19 protein-coding genes and 1 pseudogene are annotated in these 22,336 nt (G+C 45.4%); 12 read left to right on the forward strand and 8 right to left on the reverse strand.

All coding sequences use genetic code 11. The features are described from left to right. Positions 1-15 precede the first annotated feature (15 nt). From Q9R24_RS05075 to Q9R24_RS05105, 7 genes are all read left to right on the forward strand, one after another. Positions 16-846, forward strand: coding sequence for an inositol monophosphatase family protein (locus Q9R24_RS05075; protein ID WP_004281534.1), 831 nt, complete (start codon positions 16-18; stop codon positions 844-846). Positions 847-1,398: 552 nt separating this feature from the next. After that, positions 1,399-3,273 carry a DEAD/DEAH box helicase gene (locus tag Q9R24_RS05080; RefSeq protein ID WP_004281533.1) on the forward strand — a complete coding sequence of 625 codons (1,875 nt, stop codon included), beginning with the start codon at positions 1,399-1,401 and terminating at the stop codon, positions 3,271-3,273. Positions 3,274-3,679: 406 nt separating this feature from the next. Next, positions 3,680-4,498, forward strand: coding sequence for an ABC transporter ATP-binding protein (locus Q9R24_RS05085; RefSeq protein ID WP_191111855.1), 819 nt, complete (start codon positions 3,680-3,682; stop codon positions 4,496-4,498). Continuing rightward, positions 4,495-5,274 carry a lipid asymmetry maintenance ABC transporter permease subunit MlaE gene (mlaE, locus tag Q9R24_RS05090; protein WP_216986341.1) on the forward strand — a complete coding sequence of 260 codons (780 nt, stop codon included), beginning with the start codon at positions 4,495-4,497 and terminating at the stop codon, positions 5,272-5,274. Before Q9R24_RS05085 ends, mlaE begins: the two co-directional genes overlap by 4 nt. Then, positions 5,274-5,951, forward strand: a complete 678-nt coding sequence (locus Q9R24_RS05095; RefSeq protein WP_311203850.1) for an outer membrane lipid asymmetry maintenance protein MlaD — start codon at positions 5,274-5,276, stop codon at positions 5,949-5,951. The genes mlaE and Q9R24_RS05095 overlap by 1 nt, the downstream gene beginning before the upstream one ends. Before the next feature lie 18 nt (positions 5,952-5,969). Next, complete coding sequence (locus Q9R24_RS05100; protein ID WP_004281529.1) at positions 5,970-6,608, forward strand: phospholipid-binding protein MlaC; 639 nt, start codon at positions 5,970-5,972, stop codon at positions 6,606-6,608. 15 nt (positions 6,609-6,623) lie between these two features. Beyond that, positions 6,624-6,914, forward strand: a complete 291-nt coding sequence (locus Q9R24_RS05105) for an STAS domain-containing protein (RefSeq protein ID WP_222112296.1) — start codon at positions 6,624-6,626, stop codon at positions 6,912-6,914. A gap of 241 nt (positions 6,915-7,155) precedes the next feature. Here the strand turns inward: Q9R24_RS05105 and Q9R24_RS05110 are convergent, their stop codons facing one another. Continuing rightward, a complete protein-coding gene (locus tag Q9R24_RS05110; RefSeq protein ID WP_004732304.1) occupies positions 7,156-8,169 on the reverse strand; it encodes a CorA family divalent cation transporter in 1,014 nt (337 codons plus the stop codon). 152 nt (positions 8,170-8,321) lie between these two features. Between Q9R24_RS05110 and Q9R24_RS05115 the strand changes: the two genes are divergently transcribed. Together Q9R24_RS05115 and Q9R24_RS05120 are read left to right on the forward strand one after the other, a co-directional pair. Then, positions 8,322-8,912 (forward strand): TIGR00730 family Rossman fold protein, encoded by a 591-nt coding sequence (locus Q9R24_RS05115; RefSeq protein WP_311203851.1) that lies wholly within the window; start codon positions 8,322-8,324, stop codon positions 8,910-8,912. Between the two features lie 26 nt (positions 8,913-8,938). Continuing rightward, entirely contained in the window at positions 8,939-9,340 is a 402-nt protein-coding gene (locus tag Q9R24_RS05120; protein WP_311203852.1) for an NUDIX domain-containing protein, read from the forward strand. Between the two features lie 4 nt (positions 9,341-9,344). Here the strand turns inward: Q9R24_RS05120 and Q9R24_RS05125 are convergent, their stop codons facing one another. Then, positions 9,345-9,980, reverse strand: a complete 636-nt coding sequence (locus tag Q9R24_RS05125) for a phosphoribosyltransferase family protein (protein ID WP_311203853.1) — start codon at positions 9,978-9,980, stop codon at positions 9,345-9,347. Next, positions 9,967-12,012: an ATP-dependent DNA helicase RecG gene (gene recG / locus Q9R24_RS05130; RefSeq protein ID WP_311203854.1), complete on the reverse strand. Its 2,046-nt coding sequence runs from the start codon at positions 12,010-12,012 to the stop codon at positions 9,967-9,969. The genes Q9R24_RS05125 and recG overlap by 14 nt, the downstream gene beginning before the upstream one ends. A 33-nt stretch (positions 12,013-12,045) precedes the next feature. On the opposite strand from recG, the gene Q9R24_RS05135 reads away from it, so the two are divergent. Then, positions 12,046-12,861: an NAD(P)H-binding protein gene (locus tag Q9R24_RS05135; RefSeq protein WP_180086849.1), complete on the forward strand. Its 816-nt coding sequence runs from the start codon at positions 12,046-12,048 to the stop codon at positions 12,859-12,861. A 160-nt stretch (positions 12,862-13,021) separates the two neighbouring features. On the opposite strand, the gene plsB is transcribed toward Q9R24_RS05135, so the two are convergent. Beyond that, positions 13,022-15,589, reverse strand: a complete 2,568-nt coding sequence (gene plsB / locus Q9R24_RS05140) for a glycerol-3-phosphate 1-O-acyltransferase PlsB (RefSeq protein ID WP_253144454.1) — start codon at positions 15,587-15,589, stop codon at positions 13,022-13,024. Positions 15,590-15,872: 283 nt separating this feature from the next. On the opposite strand from plsB, the gene Q9R24_RS05145 reads away from it, so the two are divergent. Both Q9R24_RS05145 and Q9R24_RS05150 read left to right on the forward strand, forming a co-directional pair. Beyond that, entirely contained in the window at positions 15,873-16,745 is an 873-nt protein-coding gene (locus tag Q9R24_RS05145; protein ID WP_004645045.1) for an acyl-CoA thioesterase II, read from the forward strand. 174 nt (positions 16,746-16,919) lie between these two features. After that, positions 16,920-18,167 (forward strand): dicarboxylate/amino acid:cation symporter, encoded by a 1,248-nt coding sequence (locus tag Q9R24_RS05150; protein ID WP_311203855.1) that lies wholly within the window; start codon positions 16,920-16,922, stop codon positions 18,165-18,167. Between the two features lie 275 nt (positions 18,168-18,442). On the opposite strand, the pseudogene yihA reads toward Q9R24_RS05150, so the two are convergent. From yihA to Q9R24_RS05170, 4 genes and pseudogenes are all read right to left on the reverse strand, one after another. Then, positions 18,443-19,219 (reverse strand): annotated as a pseudogene (gene yihA / locus Q9R24_RS05155) (ribosome biogenesis GTP-binding protein YihA/YsxC); the annotation flags it as partial. A 105-nt stretch (positions 19,220-19,324) separates the two neighbouring features. Further along, the gene (locus Q9R24_RS05160; RefSeq protein ID WP_253144455.1) at positions 19,325-19,765 is read right to left on the reverse strand and encodes an Rrf2 family transcriptional regulator; all 441 of its coding nucleotides are present in this window, start codon (positions 19,763-19,765) and stop codon (positions 19,325-19,327) included. Positions 19,766-19,862: 97 nt separating this feature from the next. Then, positions 19,863-20,624: a globin domain-containing protein gene (locus Q9R24_RS05165; protein ID WP_005101211.1), complete on the reverse strand. Its 762-nt coding sequence runs from the start codon at positions 20,622-20,624 to the stop codon at positions 19,863-19,865. Positions 20,625-20,777: 153 nt separating this feature from the next. Further along, a complete protein-coding gene (locus tag Q9R24_RS05170) occupies positions 20,778-22,328 on the reverse strand; it encodes a helicase HerA-like domain-containing protein (RefSeq protein WP_311203856.1) in 1,551 nt (516 codons plus the stop codon). Positions 22,329-22,336 lie beyond the last annotated feature (8 nt).

Consider the following 22,336-nt stretch of genomic DNA (forward strand, 5'->3'; position numbering starts at 1 on the left):
TGTAGTGGGTGTTCAATGGAACCTATGGTGGTGATGGCTGCGCGTGCGGCTCAGTTAGTTGGTCAAGAGCTTTTAAAAGCGCATCAGAATCGTCATAAACTCGATCTACAAGTCGAAGAAAAAGGAATTGATGGTCCGGTAACGCGTGTAGATCGTTATTTGGAACAGTTGACCATCGATACCCTACGTAAAAGCTATAAAAATCACAGTTTCCTTGGTGAAGAGTTTGGCTATCAGGAAGGTAAAGGTCATGACGCCGATTGGTGTTGGGTGATCGATCCGCTAGATGGTACTTTAAACTTCATTAACGGTTTCCCGCATTTCTGTATCTCTATCGCAGTTCAGCACAAAGGCATTACTCAACACGGGGTGATTTATGACCCGGTGAAAGATGAGCTATTCTCTGCCAGTCGTGGTCGTGGTGCCATGATGAACCAGCGCCGTATTCGTGTGAATGTTAAAGACAGCCTGGAAAATACCTTTATGGCTGTTGGTCACGCTTATCGTGCCAAGCGTAATGGCGAAGTTGTGTCTTATGCCAAGAACCATTTTCAAACCCTGTTAAACGTAACTGAAGCTGGCGCGCAATATCGTCGTTCAGGTTCTGCAGCATTGGATTTAGCCTATGTTGCTGCAGGTCGTTTCGATGGTTATTTCGAACTTGGTTTAAAGCCTTGGGATATCGCAGCTGGCGAATTGATCGTGAAAGAAGCAGGCGGTACTGTAGTTGATGCACGTGGTGGTAGCGACTCTATGGAAAATGGTCAAGTTTTGGCTTGTTCAATGAAAATGCTTAAGCCTTTAATGCAAGCAGTTGTTCCTGCTTGGGGCGAAGCAGCAAAATAATCGGGTTTAGATGAATCAGATCTAATATTGAGAAAAGGCGTCCTTCGGGATGCCTTTTTTATGCATGGAAATTTAAGTCGCGAGAGACTGATGCAAGATTGTTTGTCTATGCTTGAATACTGGAAATATCAGGTGAATTGGCGAAAAGTGACTTTTTATACCGCCTGTTACATTTTTTATTATATTTTAAGTATCAGAAATATATAGATAAATTAAGAATAAGGGAAATTAGTTTTAAAACTTAATGACATTGTGGAATATTCTGCTATAATTCCGCCACGCACTTAATTTCTGTTCTTTACCTGAACACTATCTTCTAATCATTGTATGCGCGTGCTGTCCATAGAGAGGACATATCCTTCGCGCCCCAATCGCTTAAGCGATTCCTTCAGGTTTGCGGCCGTAATCATGCGTGCGTTATATCCACATCGTCGTTACTCGGATCGCTGCTGAATCCTAATATTTTCAGCATTATTTGCTGTGCCGCTTTTTGCCGATGTCCATAATTGTTATTTATTAAATGGAGCACCCACTTCAGGGTGAATACTCTCTATGAGCAAAACTTTTGCTGATTTTTCCCTCGACGAATCTCTAACACAGGCTCTCGACGCTTTAGGCTTTACTACTCCTACTCCTGTACAAGAACAAGCGATTCCAGCTGCGCTTGAAGGCAAAGACCTTCTTGTGTCAAGCCAAACAGGTTCTGGTAAAACTGCTGCATTCTTACTGCCTACGTTAAATGCGTTGGCAAACCAAGATACATTAGTACCGTTTAAAGACCGTATGAAAGCGGTTACTCAACCGAATATTTTGGTGATTTCACCGACTCGTGAATTGGCACAACAGGTATGTCAAGACGCAATCGCATTTGTACGTCACATGAAAGGTGTTCGTATTGCAGCAATCATGGGCGGTATGCCTTTTGGTAAACAAATTCAACAGTTGAAAGGCGCGCAAGTTGTTGTTGCAACTCCAGGTCGTTTACTTGACTTGGTGAATCGTCGTCAAATCAAATTGGATAAAGTTGACGCGTTAATCGTCGATGAAGCTGACCGTATGCTTGACCTGGGCTTCTCTGAAGACTTAGAAGCAATTGGTGAGTTGGCTGCAAACCGCAAACAAACTCTTATGTTCTCTGCGACTTTTGCACCACGTATCATTACACTTGCAGAACGCATGATGAATGATCCAATGCGTATTTCGATCGAAACTGGTCACTCTACAAATACTGATATTACTCAGACTTTGCATTGGACTGACGGTTTCGAGCACAAGAAAAAACTTCTTACTCACTGGTTGAACGAAGAAGACGTTGATCAAGCAGTTGTATTTGCGTCAACTCAAGAAGACACAGATATGTTGGCTGAAGAACTTGCTGAAGCAGGTCTATCAGTTGTAGCGCTTCACGGTGCTATGCCACAAACTGTTCGTAACCGTCGTTTACGCAGCATCCGTGAAGGTCGTGCGAAGATCTTGGTTGCAACTGACGTTGCAGCGCGTGGTCTTGACGTACCAACTATTTCACACGTCATCAACTTCGGTCTTCCAATGAAGAATGAAGACTATGTACACCGTATCGGTCGTACAGGTCGTGCGGGTCGTACTGGTAAAGCCATTACTTTGGCGACTTACCGTGAACGCGGTAAAATCCGTGCTTTAGAAGACTTCCTTGATGCGCGTCTAAACGTATCTGAAATTGAAGGTCTTGAGCCATCTCCACCTCCTGCACGTGGTAGCCGTGATGGCGCTGGTCGCGGTCGTGGCCGTGATGGTGGTCGTCGTGATGGCGGTCGTGGTGGTTTCGGTGGCGGTCGTCGTTTTGAAGGCGAAAGCAACTTCAAACGTCGTGAAGGCGGTGATGATCGTCCACGTCGTAGCTTCGATGACAAACCTCGTGGCGAACGTCCGGCATTTGGCGAAGATCGTCCACGTCGTGACTTCGGTGATCGTCCAGCTCCACGTCGTGAAGGCGGTTTTGGTGATCGTCCACAACGTTCGTTTGATGACCGTCCAAAGCGTGACTTCGGTGATCGTCCAGCTCCACGTCGTGAAGGCGGTTTTGGTGATCGTCCACAACGTTCGTTTGATGACCGTCCAAAGCGTGACTTCGGTGATCGTCCAGCTCCACGTCGTGAAGGTGGTTTTGGTGACCGTCCTCGCTCTAATGATGACAACCGTGGTAACCGTGTAGATTATAAACCAGCTCGTGAAGGCGGTTATGGTGATCGTCCAAAACGTGATTTTGGTGATCGTCCTGCTCCACGTCGTGAAGGTGGTTTCGGTGATCGTCCAGCGCGTTCATTCGGTGATGACCGTCCAAAGCGTGATTTCGGTGATCGTCCAGTACGTCGCAACTTTGATGACAAGCCACGTGGTGAACGTTCGTTCGGTGGTGAAGATCGTCCACGTCGTAAATTTAACGACTAATTCAGTCGCTAGATGAAGATAAAAAAACCGGTAGAAATACCGGTTTTTTTATGCATTGAGTTTTTTGCTTTTTAACGTAAAATGTCTACTAAATCATATTTTGTCAGGGTTATGATAATTATTAATATGAAAAGCTTAGCTCTTCGATCTCAATTGATAGAGGTGTATATGCCATATATCGCATTGACTTTGATTTTGTGTAATATTATCTATTATTTATACAGTCTTTTTAATTAATCAATGTACCTGACTAAATCTTAAGTGCATATTTTTATTATAAAAAATACGAAACAATCCATTATTGTCATTTTTTTATGATATTAAACCATCTTTTTCAACTGCTAACATTTTGAACTTCGTTCCTTTATAGTATGCATGCTGAAAAAATGCAGGAATAAACTCAGCTATGAAAAATCAAACAGCGCGAGATACTCAATCTCTGATTGAAGTCAAGAATCTAAGCTTCAAGCGGGGTGAGCGCGTGATTTATGACGACGTGAGTTTAAATATTCGTCGTGGGCAGATTACGGCCATTATGGGACCATCCGGTACTGGTAAAACCACCTTATTAAGACTGATTGGTGGGCAACTGGTTCCTGAGCACGGTCAGGTTTTATTGGACGGCAAAGATATTGCCACGATGTCACGTTCCGAACTTTTTTCAGCACGTGCACGGATGGGTATGTTGTTTCAGAGCGGTGCTTTGTTTACCGATATGAGCGTGTATGAAAATGTCGCATTTCCGATTCGGGCACATACCAAATTGCCGGAACATCTGATTAAGGAAATCGTGGCACTGAAGCTGGAATCAGTCGGTTTACGTGGTGCAGAACAGATGATGCCATCTGAACTATCCGGTGGTATGAACCGACGCGTGGCTTTGGCCCGTGCGATTGCGCTGGATCCTGAGCTGATCATGTACGATGAACCCTTTGCCGGACAAGATCCGATTGTGATGGGCGTTTTGACTCGTCTGATCCGTTCATTACGTGAAGCACTGGACTTAACCACGATTGTTGTCTCGCATGATGTTGCAGAAACTTTATCGATTGCAGACTACATCTATGTGGTGGCAGAAGGCAAAATTCAGGGCGAGGGCACTCCGGCAGAGCTGAAAGCGCATCCGTCTGCTTTTGTACAGCAATTCCTGACCGGTTCGGTAGAAGGTCCGGTGGATTATCAGTTTAGTCATCAAGCTTATTTAAGTGATGAGGTTCGTTCATGAATGCAATTGCCGCATTAGGTAGACGCGTTATTGAACGTGTACAGGGGATTGGGGTCGCAACCCTGATGCTGTTGCAGATTTTATTTTCCATACCGACCTGGCTTGGCGTAAAGCTGTTTATTTATCAGATGTATCGGGTCGGGGTATTGTCCCTGCTGATTATTGTGGTTTCTGGTCTGTTTATTGGTGCCGTGCTTGGCTTGCAGATGTTCAGTATTCTGTCGACCTTTGGCAGTGAATCCATGCTTGGTACAGCGGTGGCGTTGACCTTGCTGCGTGAATTAGCACCTGTGGTCGCGGCTTTGCTGTTTGCAGGACGTGCCGGTTCGGCTTTGACCGCAGAAATTGGTCTGATGAAAGCCACTGAACAATTGTCCAGTATGGAAATGATCGGGGTGGATCCCTTAAAACGGGTGATTTCGCCACGTCTCTGGGCGGGGATTTTTAGCTTGCCAATGCTTTCCGTCATCTTTGCTGCAGTTGGCATTATGGGCGGCAAAATGGTCGGGGTGGATTTTCTGGGTGCCGATGAAGGCGCTTATTGGAGCGGCATGGAAAGCAGCGTGCAATTCTATAAAGATGTCTTAAATGGCACCATTATTAAAAGTTTTGTATTCGCATTAATTTGTACCTGGATTGCGGTGTATCAAGGCTATGCCTGTGTCCCGACATCGGAAGGTATTGCAACTTCTACAACGCGTACAGTCGTGTATTCTTCGCTGTGCGTTTTAGGCTTTGACTTTGTGTTGACTGCGGTCATGTTCGGAGGTGTTTAATGAAATCACGTACTAGTGAGCTGGCCGTTGGTGTTTTTGTTATTTTGTTTGGTATTGCCTTATTTTTCCTAGCAATGCGTGTCAGTGGTCTGGTCGGACACAATATTTCCGACAGCTATAAAATGACGGCAACGTTTGAAAATGTAAATGGCATCAAGCCACGTGCCAAAGTCGCTTTAAGTGGCGTGAAAGTAGGACAGGTGGATGACATTACCTTAGATCCTGTAACGCGTCTGGCAACCGTGCATATGACCCTGGATGGCTCATTGACCTCTTTTAATACTGAACAATTAAAACAAGTTCAGCAGGAAGCACTGGAAGAGTTACGTTATAGTTCGGACTATACTGCGGCTGCACCTGCGCAACAAAAAGACATGGAAAAACAACTCTTAGCTAACATGAAATCCATCACCAATATTGATGAGGATGCTTATATTATGGTAGCGACCAATGGGTTATTGGGTGAAAAATACCTGAAAATTATTCCAGGTGGTGGTCTGAACTATTTGAAACGTGGTGATCAGATTGCCAATACCCAAGGCACCATGGAAATTGAAGATTTAGTGACGAAGTTCATTACTGGCGGTGCCGGTAAATCGTCAGATAGTCAAGAAACTGCCCCAGAACAGGCGACAGTTTCAGAATCGACTGATGCAGAACCTGCATTTGTTGAATAATAGATTGAGGAGATTTCAGTGAAGACTTTAGTAAAACAAACGCTTGCAGCAAGCATTCTTTCAACAATGGTTGCTGGTACAGTGTTTGCTGCACCGTCTGAAGCACCACCTGCTTTTATTAAAAAAGTGGCAGATGGTTTGATTGAGCGCCTCAAAGCTGATAATGCCAAATTGCAGAACAATCCAGCGCTGGTAAAAGCGATTGTCCGCCAGAATTTGGATCCATACATTGATTCACAGTCTTTCACGCGTATTGTGATGGGGACTTATGCGACGAACCAGTATAGTACGGCTGCACAGCGCGCGCAGTTTGAAAAGAATTTCCGTGAAACGCTTATTGAAAATTATGGTTCTGCATTTTCCAAGTTCAGCAATCAAACCTATAGCGTGCGTCCATACAAGGCCAGCAATAGCAAAAACCCTGTTGTAACCATCGACTTTAATAATAAAGGCGAGAAAATTCCGGTAGCGTTTCAGCTGGTGGACAAAGGTTCACAATGGAAAATCCGCAACATCAACGTATCGGGTATCGATCTAGGTTTGCAATTCCGTAACCAGTTTGCTGCGACAGTCAAACGTAATGGCGGTAACATAGATAAAGCCATTGCTAACTTCAAACCGGATGCAGAAGCTGCAATTGACAAAAACAAGAAATAATCAGATAGGTGAGCCGTGATTGTATTCAAGGATCAGGAATTGCAGGTTTCAGGCAAAATTGATTATGGCAATGCGCAGGACTATTACCTAAATGGTCTGCGTGTGGTTCAGTCGCAGACCAAGTTTCCGCTTGTGGTCAACTTGGCTGGGCTTGAAAGTGGCAGTACTTTGGCTTTGGCAGTATTGGTGCGCTGGTTGCGCCAGACGCCTCAAGCGCAAGGACTACAGTTTAAAGCTGTCCCTGCTAAAATGATGAATATCATTCAGGCCTGTCATTTACAGGATGATTTACAGATCACTCAGTAAATAAAAAAGCACCGACAGGTGCTTTTTTATTGTTGATACATTTTAAAAGTAAATTCCTTCCTTTATCAAAAGGAGGTTAGGAAGGATTAAAATATGACCTCACCCTAACCCTCTTCTAAAAGGAGAGGGAACTTCCTCTCTAAATTTATGGAGAGAAATGATATTTTTAAAAACTACTATCTCAATAAATATTGGAAGTCCTCTCTCCCTATGGGAGAGAGTTAGAGAGAGGGTTAATAAATTAAATCCACTTCTTCCATCTAAAGTAAATCAATGGCCCAATCAAAAAGCCGATCAAAATAATACTGACCATAATGAAGCTCATGGAGCCTTGTGCAAAAGGCAGAACTTCGGTATTCATCCCATAAATACTGGCAATCAGCATCGGTGGCGCGAGCATACTTGGCAGGATTGAGAATCGACGAATCGTATCGTTCTGTTCGGTGTTAATAAATCCGGACGTGGTATCGAGCAGAAAGCGCACTTTCTGAAACAGGAAGGCATCATGTTCAACCAGCGAGCGTACATCTTCACTCAATTCTCGGATATCCGCATCATAAATATGACTGCCCAAGGCGCGTGGACGAGACAGGAAAGTTAGAACACGACGTAAATCGATCAGACAGAGCTGCGCTTTACCGAGCATATCTTCCAGTTGAGCTAGCCGGGTAATCATGTCATCCAGATCGAGAATCTGCTCACGATGGCGGTTATTCAACACTTCAGTTGAATATTTCTCTAAATCTTTATGTACATCTTCTAGAATGTCGGCCAGTTCATCTAGTTTGGCTTCGAGCAGACCCAATAAAATCCAAGTCGGATCTTTATAATCGATTTCATAATCATTGCGGCGCGCACGGGCACGGAAGGCACGAAAGGCCACCAGCTTTTCGCCACGCAAGGTAAAAAGACGGTCCTTATGCAGAATGAATGCTACGGTTTGTACCGTCGCCAGCATGCTGGATTCATCTTCGTTTTCATTCTCGACCTGATAGTTTTTATTTTTGGTTAAAAAATAGGTGCTGATATGCAAAATACCGTCATCATCACGGTAAAATCGGGCACTAGAGGAGATATCTTCCAGCGATTTTAAGGTCGGTAAGTTTTGCGCATAGGCATCTAGAATCCATTGCTGCTCTTCTTGTGAAGGTGCAATCAGATCAAGCCATACTAAATCTGGATGCAGGTCGAAATCACCATTAATCGTGATATCTTCTAAGCTACCGCGCTCTGTGGCGTAAAAGGCTTCAAGCATGCTGTCTTTTCTCCCTGGCGCAGTATGTGAATTGGAATGGGTGTATTTTAGACAAGGAATTGAATAAAAACACTGATATTAAGCAGTTATTTTTGGAAAAAACGCGCTTGCAGCGATTTCGTACAATATAGCGTCAATTGGAGAGTGAAATAATGAATTCTATCGCAATTTTTTGTGGTTCAGCACTGGGCTCGGATCCTCTCTATGCCGAGATCGCCGAAAAGGTTGGCCAGACCTTGGCAGCAAGGCATCAGACGCTGGTCTATGGCGGTGGTCGTTCCGGTTTGATGGGTATTGTTGCTGATAGTGCTTTGGCTGCTGGTGGCAAGGTGATTGGCGTAATTCCAAGACAGCTGGTCAATCGTGAACTGGCGCATCCGCATATTACCGAGCTATTTGTGGTCGATAATATGCACGAGCGTAAAACCCGCATGTCGGAACTGGCACAGGGATTTATTGCCATTCCGGGTGGTGCAGGAACACTGGAAGAAATTTTTGAACAATGGACTTGGGCACAGTTGGGCATTCATCAAAAGCCGTGTGCTTTTTTAAATGTCGATGGTTTCTATGATGATTTACTCAAATTTATTCAGATGACCACCGAGAAAGGTTTTACCAAAGCACGCTTTACGGATGCTTTAATTGTGAGTGATGATCTGGAGGATATTTTACGTCAATTTGAAAGTTATCAGCCGCCTGAAGCGAAATGGGGTATGGTTGATCAGACTGATTTAGTAAAATAAGCTGTCCACAGCATGATTTATAGAAAATGAAAGTGATTACCGTGGCCGCAGCCATTATTTTAAATGAAGCGCAGCAACTGCTGGTGGTTCGCAAGAAAGGAACATCCTGCTTTATGCAGGTTGGTGGCAAGCTGGAACCCAATGAAGCACCAGAAGTAACGATGTTGCGTGAAATTCAGGAAGAAATTGGCACACAGGCACAGATTCAGCAATTCATCGGGCGTTTTGAAACCCAGACAGCGAATGAACCTGATCATCAACTGGTGAGTTATGTCTATTGGGTAAGTCTGGATCAAGCACCAAAAATTGAAGCGGAAATTGCCGAAATGAAATGGGTCGATCTGGATGAAAAAGAGCTACGACTCGCACCCTTGACCACTGAAATTGTGATTCCTTGGGTGAAGTCGCAGTTACTCGCCCAAGCTTAAATTTTCAGATTTGAGCACCTGCCAGACAGGCTGCATAAACTTTTTGACAGCCCAGTTGTTCAAGTGTTTGGCTCAGTGCTCGAATCGAGCTGCCGGTCGTCACCACATCATCAATAATCAGCACCCGACGGTAACGCAGCTTGGAAATGGTACTGATCTGGAATTGTGACTGGATGTCTTCAATCCGCTCCAGCCGGCTTAGGCCCTTTTGCGAGTGTTGTTTCATTCGTCGAACAGGTTGCCAGATGGGTACATTCAACTGTTTTGCCACATGTTTGGCCAGTACCAGAGATTGATTATAACCGCGCTCAGCCAGACGCTCATTCGAGATCGGCATCGGTACTATCGCACTGACTTTAGGCAGGTCTAAACTTAACAGCACACCTGCCAGTAAATTTTGCAAATGCAGTTTCTGTTCATATTTAAACAGTTGAATCAAACGATCCATCGGGTAGGCATAGTCGCAGGCAATCTGGAACTGCATTTCCTGCCGTTGAATGGTTTGATGTGCCCAGGGTAATTGTCGCCAGCAATCTTTACAAACTGAATGAATGGTTTGATGATCGGTCAGACACAGCTGGCAGGGCTGTAAGCGGGTCAGCCAGGATTTTCCATGTTCCAGTAATTTAAACATAGGCATAGCGCGGTGCTTCCGGTAGCCAGCGTTGCAATAATGCCTCGGCCTGATCGGGATAATCCTTGAGCATCTGCTGGGCCACATAATGTGCCTGATTGAGCAGGTGATCATCACGTTCCAGTTTGGCCACACGGAAATTCATGTCGCCAGTCTGTTTGGTCCCGAGCAGCTCACCCGGGCCACGCAATTCCAGGTCTTTCTCGGCAATCATGAAACCATCATTGGTTTCGCGCATGATTCTTAAGCGTTCCTGACCATTTTGCGAGAGCGGATGTTTATACAGTAGCGCACAGAAACTGGCTTTGGCGCCACGACCGACCCGGCCACGTAGCTGATGCAATTGAGATAGACCTAGACGCTCGGCATTTTCAATCACCATAATGGAGGCATTGGGTACATCGACGCCGACTTCGATCACGGTGGTGGCAATCAGGAGCTGTAATTCATTATTTTTAAACTGCTGCATTACCGCCTGTTTTTCATCGGCTTTCATCTTGCCATGTACCAGTCCGATATTCAGCGCAGGAAAGCGCTCGCGAATTTCGGTAAAAGTCGCTTCTGCGGCCTGAGCATCTAGGGTTTCGGACTGTTCGACCAAGGTGCAGACCCAATAGGCCTGCTTGCCTTCGGCACAGTTGCTGGCAATCCGTTGCAAGACTTCTTCGCGCCGGTCTAATGGAATGGTCACGGTCTGAATCGGGGTGCGGCCCGGTGGCAGCTCATCAATTACTGAGGTATCCAGATCACCATAGGCCGACATGGCCAGTGTGCGTGGAATCGGAGTCGCAGTCATCACCAGTTGATGCGGTGACATACCATCTAGCCCTTTATTTCTGAGAGCAAGGCGCTGATCCACACCAAAGCGATGCTGCTCATCAATAATCACCAGACCCAGTTTGGCAAACTCGACATTTTCCTGAAACAGCGCATGGGTGCCGATGACCAGATGGGCACTTCCGTCCCGAATCAGCTGTTCTGCTGCTGCGCGAGCTTTACCTTTCTGCTTGCCGGAAAGCCAGGCTACATTTAAGCCCAAAGGCTCAAACCAGCGTTTAAAGTTCAGATAATGCTGCTCGGCCAGAATCTCGGTCGGTGCCATTAACGCCACTTGCCAGCCTTCTTCCAGTGCATGGCAGGCCGCGACACCGGCCACCAGTGTTTTACCCGCGCCGACATCGCCCTGAACCAGACGCAACATCGGTTTATTGGTTCTTAAATCCTGTGCAATTTCTCTGGATACACGTTTTTGCGCACCGGTCATTTCAAAAGCCAGACTGGCTAAAAGCTGTTTGGCATAGGTCTGACTTGGCGCAAATGAAGGCGCTTCGACCTGCTGAATGAAGGCCCGACGTGTCAATAAACTGATCTGATGCGCTACCAGTTCTTCAAAGATCAGGCGCTGCTGTGCAGGATGTGAGCCTTGTGCCAGCTGCAGCATATTGGCATTGACTGGTGGATGATGGATATATTCCAGTGCCTGTTTCAGCGCATAACCATTGCTAAATTTTGCTGGCAGCAATTCAGGCAGATGATCGCTGTATTGATCCAAGGCCTGCTGAATATAATCCCGTATTTTTGGCTGGGTCAGGCCTTCAGTCGCCGGATAAATTGCCGTGAGCTTGGTTTGAGGTAAAGGTGTGTCCTCAGTAATGACTTGCAGTTCGGGATGATACATTTCCAGACCGCGCGCACCAACCCGCACTTCACCAAAAATTCTTAAACGGTTACCCAGTTTGCAGCGGTCAGTAATGCCTTTATAAATATGATAAAAACGTAAAGTGATTTTGCCAAAATCATCATCTAGCAGCACAGCCATGGATTTGCGTTTGCCAGGGGGGAAATCCACACCTTTAACGATGCCTTCCAGCAGATAGCTGCGTCCCACGCTCAATTGATTCATAGGAATGATCGTGCTACGGTCTTCATAGTCACGTGGTAGATGAAAAAGCAAATCATCAGTATTGAAGATATTTAGTTTTTCGAGTAATGCAGCGGCGGCATTGCCAACGCCTTGTAACTGATGGACTGCAGCCATGTCCCCTCAACCAGATTTGTGATTCGGTGCTCAATGCATATTTTATTTATCGGTTATGGTAAAACATCCCGACGTGTGGCTAAACAACTATTTGAGCAAGGTCATCAAATTAGCACAATTAGCCAGAGTCCCAAAACAGATTCATTCGCAACTCATCTGATTCAGGATGTGCATCAACTGGATTTAACAGCAGTTCCTCCGATTGACTGGGTCTATGTATTACTTAGTCCAAAACAAAGTACGGTTGAAGGCTATCAGCAGACTTATCTGGATTCGGTTCAACCTATTGTGGCTGCCTTGAAACAGCATCCGGTGAAGCGGATTGTGGTGGTGTCATCGACACGAGTGTATGGGCAAAATTCCGGTGAAATCGTAGACGACGAAACTGAAATTCACCCAATTGATGCTCAGGGCAAAATCTTGCAGCAGATGGAGCAGGCTTATTTCGCTGCTTATCCTGAGCAATCTACCATCATTCGTCCGAGCGGCATTTACGGTACTTCAGTTGCGCGTCTGCAAAAAATGGCTGCTTCTATGACGTGCTATCCAAATTTGCACTGGTCGAACCGGATTCATATCGAAGATTTATCACGTTTCTTATCACAGATGATTCACGTGGAACATCCTGAAAACTCTTATATTGCGACAAACAACGATCCAAAATTATTGCATGAAATAATGCAATGGTTTCAGCAACAGATGGGACTTCCTTTGCTGCAAGTAGAAAGCGAGCAGGTGACAGGTAAGAAACTTTACGCGACTCGAATGCAGAAAATGGGATTTGAGTTAGAGCATCCAGACTGTTATCAGGATTATTTGGAGTTGATGAGGAAAAATAATCCCTCCTAACCTCACTTACGCTTTGTTTTTAAAAACCATGTTTTAAAAATTGCTCAGGAAAGGGAATGCTCCTATTTAAATAACGGTATTAGCTTCCCAGTTTTTACTTCTTATAAACTCTTAAATAAAAAAGAGAGGCCTTAGCCTCTCTTTTTTATTTAATTTAATCTTACTTCTTCTTCCGCTTCGCGCGTTTCTTGGCTTGTTCAGCCGCAACTGCATCCAAAGCTTCTTTCAGTTCTTCATCCGTAAAGTCGGTGATGTGGTGCAGCATTTGTAGCTTCACTTCATCCAGTACCAAATCTGCATATTGAGCCACATTGGTTAGCTGCTCATCAAAGACAATCGCATTGTCTTCATTGGTACACAGATAACCTTTTTGGGTTAAGACTTTAATAAAGCTCTGGAATAGGGCTTTGTCGAAGAACTCAGGTGAGTTGAACTCATATAGCACAGACAGGCGCTGTCCCACCAGATAACTCAGCTCTTCGACCTGACGGGTCGAAATATTGCCAGAACCACGCTGGGTAATCAGTGCCAAAGTCATGTAGTAACGTTCCAGACTTTGGGTTACTGGTGCAGCTAGAACTTCAAGCTGATGATGTGCTTCTGTATTTGGTGCAGGTGCAATCAGGTTTTCACCATCTTGTGTAATCAGTTTTGAGGCAATTAAGCTGTCAATATGCGCATTCACCTGATCCTGAATCTCATCTTCATGCCATTTTAAAAACAGTTCAGCTTTGAGGAATGGGTACAGGGTACTGCTGATATTCACGACATCATGACGACGAATGGTACCGTTATGTTCAACTAGGGCTGCAATCAAAGATGGCAGCACAAAAGTGTGCACAATATTATTACGGAAATACGTCAGCAGAACTGCCTGATTATCTTCAATCGCAATAATATCTCCCAGTACATGCTTGACCCGCTTGATCAGTTTCAGCTTCATCGCATAGGCAATAATTTCCTTGCCAGAAAGTGGCGTCACCTGCATGCGCTCATCATAAGGCAAGGCAGCTAGCAAGGTGCGATAGGTATCTAGCTGCTTGATACAGATCTCTTCATCCAGCGTATGTTTCGGCGTAGCCAGCAAGATTAAAGACAATAACGATACTGGATTGATCACGACCGCACTGTTGATATTTTCCAGAATGGCCTGTGCCGAGCTATTCACTGCATCAGAAACGGCTTGTGGAATCGGATCATCATTCTTTTCGATCTTGATATGTTCTGCGCCATGCTGTTTCAGAATATCATCCAGAAACACTGGGTTACCGAAGTTCAGGTGCACCTTGCCAAAAATGCGTTCAATCTTGCGCAGGGTTTTCAAAATACCAAAAATAGACTCAGCTTCTTTTGGCTTGCCACTCATTTCACCGACATAAGTGCCACCTTCCATCAGGCGTTCATAGCCAATATAGGTTGGCAAAAACACAATCGGTTTAGATTTGCCACGTAAATGACCATGTACGGTCATCGCCAGCATCCCGGTTTTTGGCGGAAGCAAACGACCGGTGCGTGAACGGCCGCCTTCAATAAAGTATTCCAGCGGGGTATTACGTGACAGGACGCTATACAGATATTCTTTGAACACCGTGGTATACAGGGCATTGCCGCGGAAAGTACGGCGAATAAAGAAAGCGCCACCACCACGTAAAATCTGACCGACAAAAGGCATATTGAGGTTATCGCCCGCAGCAATATACGGCACCATCAAGCCACGGCGATAGATCACATAAGACAATAATAAATAGTCAATGTGACTGCGGTGACATGGGGTATAGACAATTTCATAATCTTTGGCCAATTCACGCACGGTACTGAAATTATGGACTTCTACGCCGTCATAAAGCTGGGTCCATAAGCGGGTCAGGGCCTTGTCGGCAAAACGTACGGTAGAATGAGAATAATCGGAAACGATTTCGTTCAGATAGCCAATGGCACGACGTTCAGATTCCAGCATCGAGATTTTGCTGCGAATACTGTCATTGCGAATCGCCGCCTGTACATCTGGTGACTTGATTAGGCCATGCATCACATTACGGCGGTCAGACAAATCCGGCCCGAGAATGACTTCACGCTGACCATCCAGGTAATCATTTAAAGTGCTGACAATATAGGTGGCCGGCGCTGAATTTGGATGCGTCTCTTTGGCAAAGTTAATCAAGGTGCGTAAAGACTGTGGTTCATGGAACTCTAAATAAGACTGGCGACCATGCAGGCCGATATTGACCAGTTGCTTGACCCGGCTTGGCGTAGACCAGGTATCGGTAAATAAAAGCTTAAACCAAGAATCTTCTTTCTCGGGTTCGCGTCCCCAAAGTACTGTTACCGGTACCAGTTCGACATCCAGCTCAGGATGCTGTTCCAGAATTTCAATCAGGCGTAACAGGCGCGGCGGGAAAGCATGGGGTGGTGAGCTCAGCAAATTATTTTCATCATGATGCTGTAAAAACAGTACCGATGCTTTTTCCTTGTTGTTTCCGAGTTGCATTGGATCAAGTGCAGCCGGTAATTTTAAGCGGCGTGTTTCTGCATCGACCACGAGCGCATTACTACGTGAATGGTTCTGTAAAACGTAGCAGACCAGCTTTTGCGATTCTGCTGTAGTCTGATCAGATTCAGGTGCTGTCACTTCACTTGGTACTTCCCCAAGAACATGAGGGGTAACCACAAGATCAAGTAACTTACTTGAAAGCTTGCGATACATTTGACCAAAGCCATTCTTGGACATAGCTGCTCCTAATTTTACTGACCAAAACCACAGGACTTCTGAGGGAATTTATTTTGCGGGTTTCTAAAGCGAAACAATATATCTTTTTTTAACAACTTCAACAGAAGTGCTTCAATTTTAGCGTGAAAGCAGGTGCTTTTCCTAGTCACTTATGACATCAGTATGACAGAACAGTCATGCAAACTTTAGAGTTTCGGTCTGATTTTGTGGCAGAATATTCCAGATCAATTATTTAGATCCTTTTTTCCATTTTGGGATATCTCCAATATTAGATAGGTTGCTTATGAATGCCTTAACACAGGAACTGGTCGAGCTGCTCAGCTTAGAAAAGTTAGAAGAAAACATTTTCCGGGGAATCAGCCGGAATCTGGTGGGCAAGCGCGTGTTCGGTGGGCAGGTTTTAGGGCAGGCACTACGCGCCGCATCTTATACCACAGACCGTCCAGCACATTCATTACATGCCTATTTTCTGTTTGGCGGGGATGTCAATGCACCGATTATTTATGAAGTGGATCGTATCCGTGACGGCAAGAGCTTTGTCAGCCGTCAGGTGCGCGCTATTCAGCATGGCCGTACCATTTTCATGTGTATGGTGTCTTTCGCGCATCAGGAAGAAGGGCTAAATTACCAGATTTCAGAGCCTGAATATCCACCGGCAGAAAGCCTGAAAAATGAAGCGGAACTGATCAAACAGATTATTGAGTTTATTCCGGAAAATGTCCGTGCATCTTTCACTCGTGATCGTCATGTGGAAATTCGTCCGGTCAATCCGCAAAATCCATTCCAGCCTCAACCTGAAGCACCGTCTTATGCGCACTATATCCGTACGCATGACCGTATTGCTGCAGAAGTCGATCAGATCTCCTTGCATCAGGCCATTGCTGCTTTCTATTCTGACTTTACCTTGATGACCACGGCGCTTCGTCCACATGGTCTGAGTTATATTTCGCCAAGCTTACAATGTGCCAGTATTGACCATGCCATGTACTTCCATAAACCATTCCGTGCGGATGAATGGATGCTTTACGATATGGATGCCACCCAGAGCGCCAGTTCGCGCGGCCTGAATTTTGGCCGGATGTGGCAGAACGGCGAGCTGGTCTGCAGTACCTCTCAGGAAGGTCTGATCCGCTTACGTGAAATCGAAACACAGTAATTTTTCTTCCTGCTCAAAAAGTCGAATCCCTGATTCGGCTTTTTGTTTTTAAGCCGGATGAAAAAGGCCATTTGATGCCATGCTTCAACCATGCGTTTATAAAATATTACTCGATTCTATAGACACTGCATGGCATAGTGCGGCTTAAGATCAATATTAAAAATGCATGAAAAGATGAGCTTAAATACGCAAATTTTAATTGCCGCCGTATTGGGGGTGCTGTTTGGATTTCTATTGACGATATTTCCGCAGACCTCATTTTTTGATATCAGCTTATATGGCATCGGCATCGTCAGCAGTATTTTTATTGGCTTGTTAAAAATGCTGTTAGTACCCCTGATTTTTAGCTCGATCGTGGTCGGCGTATCCAATCTGCAGGCGGGTGGGCAACTGAGCCGAACCTGGAAAATCACCCTGATGTGTTGTGTGACCACCACCACCTTGGCGCTCATTTTAGGTCTGGCATGTGCACATCTGTTTGATGTCGGTAAGGGTGTTAATGTGCTGATGTTCCAGGATGCTATGGCACAACATCAAACGCCGGATACGCTCACGCCATCTTCTTTCTTTACCAATTTTATTCAGAATACCCTGATCAATCCATTTAAAGCCTTTGCCGATGGCAATGTCTTGGCGGTGGTGGTCTTTGCCTTATTTGTGGGTGTGGCACTGGTTGCGGGAGGAGATAAATTCCGTACCGTGCGCAAGCTGAGTCACCAGTTTTTTGAAATCATGATATTGATGATTGGCTGGGTGATGAAACTGGCACCGCTCGGTATTTTTGCCTTATTGGCCAAATTAATTGCCACTGAAGATGTTTCAGTTCTCAGTCGTCTGGCTGAATTCGCTGCGGTAGTCACCGGTACGACGATTTTTCATGGCATCGTGGTCTTGCCTTTATTGCTGTGGATTTTTGGCAAGATGGATCCGGTCACGTTCTTTAAAGGTACACGGGCTGCCTTGATTACTGCATTTGCTACCAGTTCCAGTTCGGCCACCATGCCCTTATCGATGAAATGCGCACAGGAAAATTTAGGGGTACGCCCACATACTGCAGGCTTTGTGATCCCACTTGGTACACAGTTGAATATGGATGGTACGGCGCTGTATGAAGCAGCTGCAGCTCTGTTTATTGCCAATTTAATGGGACTGGATCTGAGTCTGGGGCAGCAACTGGTGGTCTGCGCCACGGCGATGATTGCATCCTTAGGTGCACCAGGAATTCCGAGTGCCGGTATGGTGACCATGATCATGGTCTTGCAGTCGGTCGGTTTGCCTGCCGAGGCGATTGCTATTCTTTTACCGATCGACCGTTTACTGGATACCGTACGCACAGTGGTGAATGTTCAAGGGGATATGATGATCAGTGTGGTGGTGGACCGGCATACGCGTGAACCCAATCTTCAAGCTACAGATAGCTAAAACATTTAAAAAATAAAAAAAGCAGGCCATTGGTCTGCTTTTTTATAAGGTAAGTTTTAATAAATCCAGAACGATCCCAGACCATTGCGGTGATATGGATCTTAATCCGGTGAATGCTTATTCTGATTCAATTCATCTGCCGCTTTAAGCTCGGATTGATCTTGCTCCAGTAATTCCAGCGGTTCTTCAGCTTCATTTAAATCATGTGTCGATACTTCGGCAACATGCTCCGAATCGGATTCACTAAGCTCGAGCTCTTCAAGCGGTTCATCAGATTCATTTAAATCATGCGCTGATGCTTCCGGAATACTGTCCAGATCATATTCAGAGGCTTGATCTAAGGTAAAGTTCAAACGGCCACCCATGACACTGGCCAGTTCTTCTAAACCTTGTTTGTTCATGGAGGAAAACAGTTGAATCGAGAAATCCAGCTTCATCTTTTTCAATGCCGCTTTGACTTCCTGCAAGGCTTTGGATGCAGGACCACGGTTTAGTTTATCTGACTTGGTTAACAAGACATGCACGAACAACTGGCGGGAATAAGCCCATTCCAGCATCATCACATCAAAGTGTTGCAGGGGATGGCGGATATCCATCAGCAATACTAGGCCTTGTAAGCTCTGGCGGTGAATCAGGTAATTTTCCAGTTCTTTTTGCCAGACCAATTTCATTTTTTCAGGCACAGCCGCATAACCATAACCGGGTAAGTCGACCAGACGCTGATCCGGATTGCCCAGGCTGAAAAAGTTGATCATCTGGGTACGGCCAGGTTTTTTCGATGCACGTGCCAACTGTTTCTGGTTGGTCAAGGCATTAATCGCACTGGACTTACCCGCATTTGAGCGGCCGGCAAAAGCAATTTCATAGCCAGTATCTTCTACACAAAGACTGAGTTTGGGTGCACTCATTAAAAATTCGGCTTTGCGTAGCCAGTTGAGTGCGCGCACAGAATATTCAGTAATGGCAGAATCAACTTTTTTCTCGTAGCTGATCTTTTGCTTAGGCGCATGGGCTGTCTTACTGTTTTTGGATTTTCCTCTGCTGTGGTGCATAACTCAACTTCAATAAATGATCTACAATGAAACATTATAAAGGAAGTCGCACAGGCAAGCGAACTTTGCCGCAAGAATAAGTCACAAGACATGACCCTGAAGACTTTAAAGATTAATCAGGCTGATCGGAGAATTTGTACTGAAACGCGCATTTCGTGGCCTAATCACATCTTTAAGCACATATTGGTCCAGACTGCTATAAAACTGTTCCACGGCATCATCTAAAATACCTTTTAAACCACAGGTCGGACGTAATACGCAGGGTGGGCTATTGCATTCCACTACATTGCTGTCGCGTTGCAGGATCCGCACAATCTGTCCCAGCTGGAGGTTCAGGCTGGCCGGATTTAAACGTATGCCGCCACCTTTACCACGTGTGGTAATCAGCCACTCCTGTTTCGCCATAAAATGCACGATTTTCATGGCATGATTTTGTGAAACCTGTAATCGCTCGGCAAGTTCTGCAATGGTATAGGGGAGATCACGTGGCTGTGCGACATACATCAGAATCCGAAGCGCATAGTCAGTGAATTTATTGAGTTGCATAACGTCAACAGCTAGAAAATGAAAGAATTGAATGTTAAAAGCTCCACGAATGGAGCTTTTAATCAGAATCTGATGCTAGTCTAAACCGTTTTTGCAATTAAAGCTTGAGCGGGGCAGACACTTCAACTACATCACCAACTTTGTAGTGGTCGATCAGTGTCTGTGCAACCGAGAATGCGGTTGGATTTTCTTCCGCTTTCACAGTAATTTGATATTGCTCGTTTTGAGCCTGATCAAAGCTAAACTGTTGTGGTTGACGAATGTGCTGTTCAGGCACCTGTACACGTACTGAAATATGTTCACCGGCTTCAGCACTTGCAATCGCTGCACCATCTTTAGCTTTAAGTGTAAAGATTTTACCTGCGTCGGTATCATTGACTGCTGCTACTTCAAATTCGCGCCAGCCCGCCCAGCCACCATTTTCAGAAGCTAGGGTGGCATATTTAGATTTTTCCACACCAATCAAAATATCTGCCAGTTGCATATACGCTTCTTTCCAGGCTGCAATCAGGTCTGAGTCCATGGGTACATCTAAAACTTCGCTGATCGAGTGCAACAGGTTCTCACCGACAATCGCATATTGATCCGGTTGAATATCCAGGCTGACATGTTTAGTGGTAATGCGTTCGATGGCTTTGGCCAAAACGCCCGGATTGGTAATGTTTTCAGCATAGGCAAGTACTGCGGCAGCCAAGGCACGTGGTTGACGGCCAGTACTTTGATGATCCATGTTGAAGGTGTTTTTCAACTCTGGATGGTTGTTCAGCATGCGGTTATAGAAATACGTAGTAAGTGCTACGCCGTTTTCACGTAAAACAGGAACAGTCGCTTGTACAAGTTCAATATGTTGTGGAGTCATGAGAGCTATCTACAGATGTTTTTTAAAAGATGTATTTAAATTACATCTTTTAAAATAGCTTTACAATAGCGCATAGTCATAAAACCATAAAAAAATTATGGGATATAAGAATATCCCATAAAAAGTGTGATGATGATCGGAAAAGGAGGGGGATTATTTGCGGCCAAACAGCGAACCCAGTAAGCCGCGCACAATTTTCTGCCCAGTACTCCCGCCCAGGCTACGGGCAGCACTTTTGGCAAAGGTGCCGACAATATCCTGAGTCAGTTTTTCTCGTTGCTTGGCTGCGCGTTCAGCTTCTTTTTGCTGTTCTCGTGCCAGACGTTCCTGTTCTTTAATTTGCTGCTTGGCAAGAGCTTCCTGTTCTTTGCTTTGCTGTTTGGCAAATTCGGCGGCCTGAGCCTGTTGCTGGCGTTCTGCGACCTTGTTTTGCAGCATTTCGTGGGCGCTGTCCCGATCGACTGGCTGCTCATAAATACCGGCGACAATACTTTGCTGCATGAGAGCCTTGCGTTCTTCAGGCGAGATCGGCGTAAAGGATGAATGCGGCGGCATGACCCAGCCACGTTCTACAATTTGTGGAATGCCTTTTTCATCCAGGCAGCTAATTAGAGCCTCACCTACTGCTAACTCGGTAATCACCTGATCGACTTTAAATTCAGGATTGGCTCGGAAAGTCTCTGCTGCGGTTTTCACTGCTTTTTGATCTTTGGGAGTGAAAGCCCGCAAAGCATGTTGAACCCGATTGCCGAGCTGGCCTAAGACACTTTCAGGCAAGTCCAAAGGATTTTGCGTGACAAAATAAATCCCTACACCTTTCGAGCGAATTAGACGCACCACCTGCTCAATTTTATCCTGTAGGGTAGGGCTGGCATTATCAAACAAGAGATGGGCTTCATCAAAGAAAAACACCAGTTTAGGTTTGTCCGGATCGCCGACTTCGGGAAGCTGTTCAAACAGCTCGGAGAGCATCCACAGTAGGAAAGTAGCATATAGCTTGGGTGTATTCATCAGCTTGTCGGCCGCCAATAGGTTGATATTGCCACGGCCCTGACTATCCGTCTGCAAAAAGTCCATCAGATCCAGCGCCGGTTCGCCAAAAAACTGGTCACCGCCTTGGTCAGCCAGTGCCAATAAGTTGCGTTGAATAGCCCCGAGACTGGCGGGTGAAAGATTGCCATATTCAGCTTTAAACTCAGCCGCATGTTCAGAGACATAACTCAGCATGGCTTTCAGGTCTTTAAAGTCAATCAGCAATAAACCCTGATCATCGGCAATCCGAAACACGGCAGATAAAACGCCTTCCTGGGTGTCATTCAGATTCAGCATTTGAGCAAGCAGTAGCGGGCCAATTTCAGAAATGGTAGTGCGAATCGGATGACCCTGTTCGCCAAATAAATCCCAAAACACCACTGGTGAGGCTGCAAAAGGAATGGACTCGATATTGAGACTTTTAATCCGTTCATCAAATTTGGGGCTGCTTTCACCTGCTTTGGCCAGGCTGGAAACATCGCCTTTGGCATCGGCGAGGAATACAGGTACACCAATTCGAGAAAAGCTCTCCGCCAATACTTTTAAGGTTACAGTCTTTCCGGTACCAGTGGCACCTGCAATCAAGCCATGTCGATTGGCAAGTTGGGAATGCAGCACAATATCCTGCGTGGTATCCGTGGTTTTTTTAGCAATAACAATTGGTGTACCCATAGCTTTTC

This window comes from Acinetobacter sp. RRD8 (assembly GCF_031844225.1).
Taxonomy (GTDB): Bacteria; Pseudomonadota; Gammaproteobacteria; order Pseudomonadales; family Moraxellaceae; genus Acinetobacter.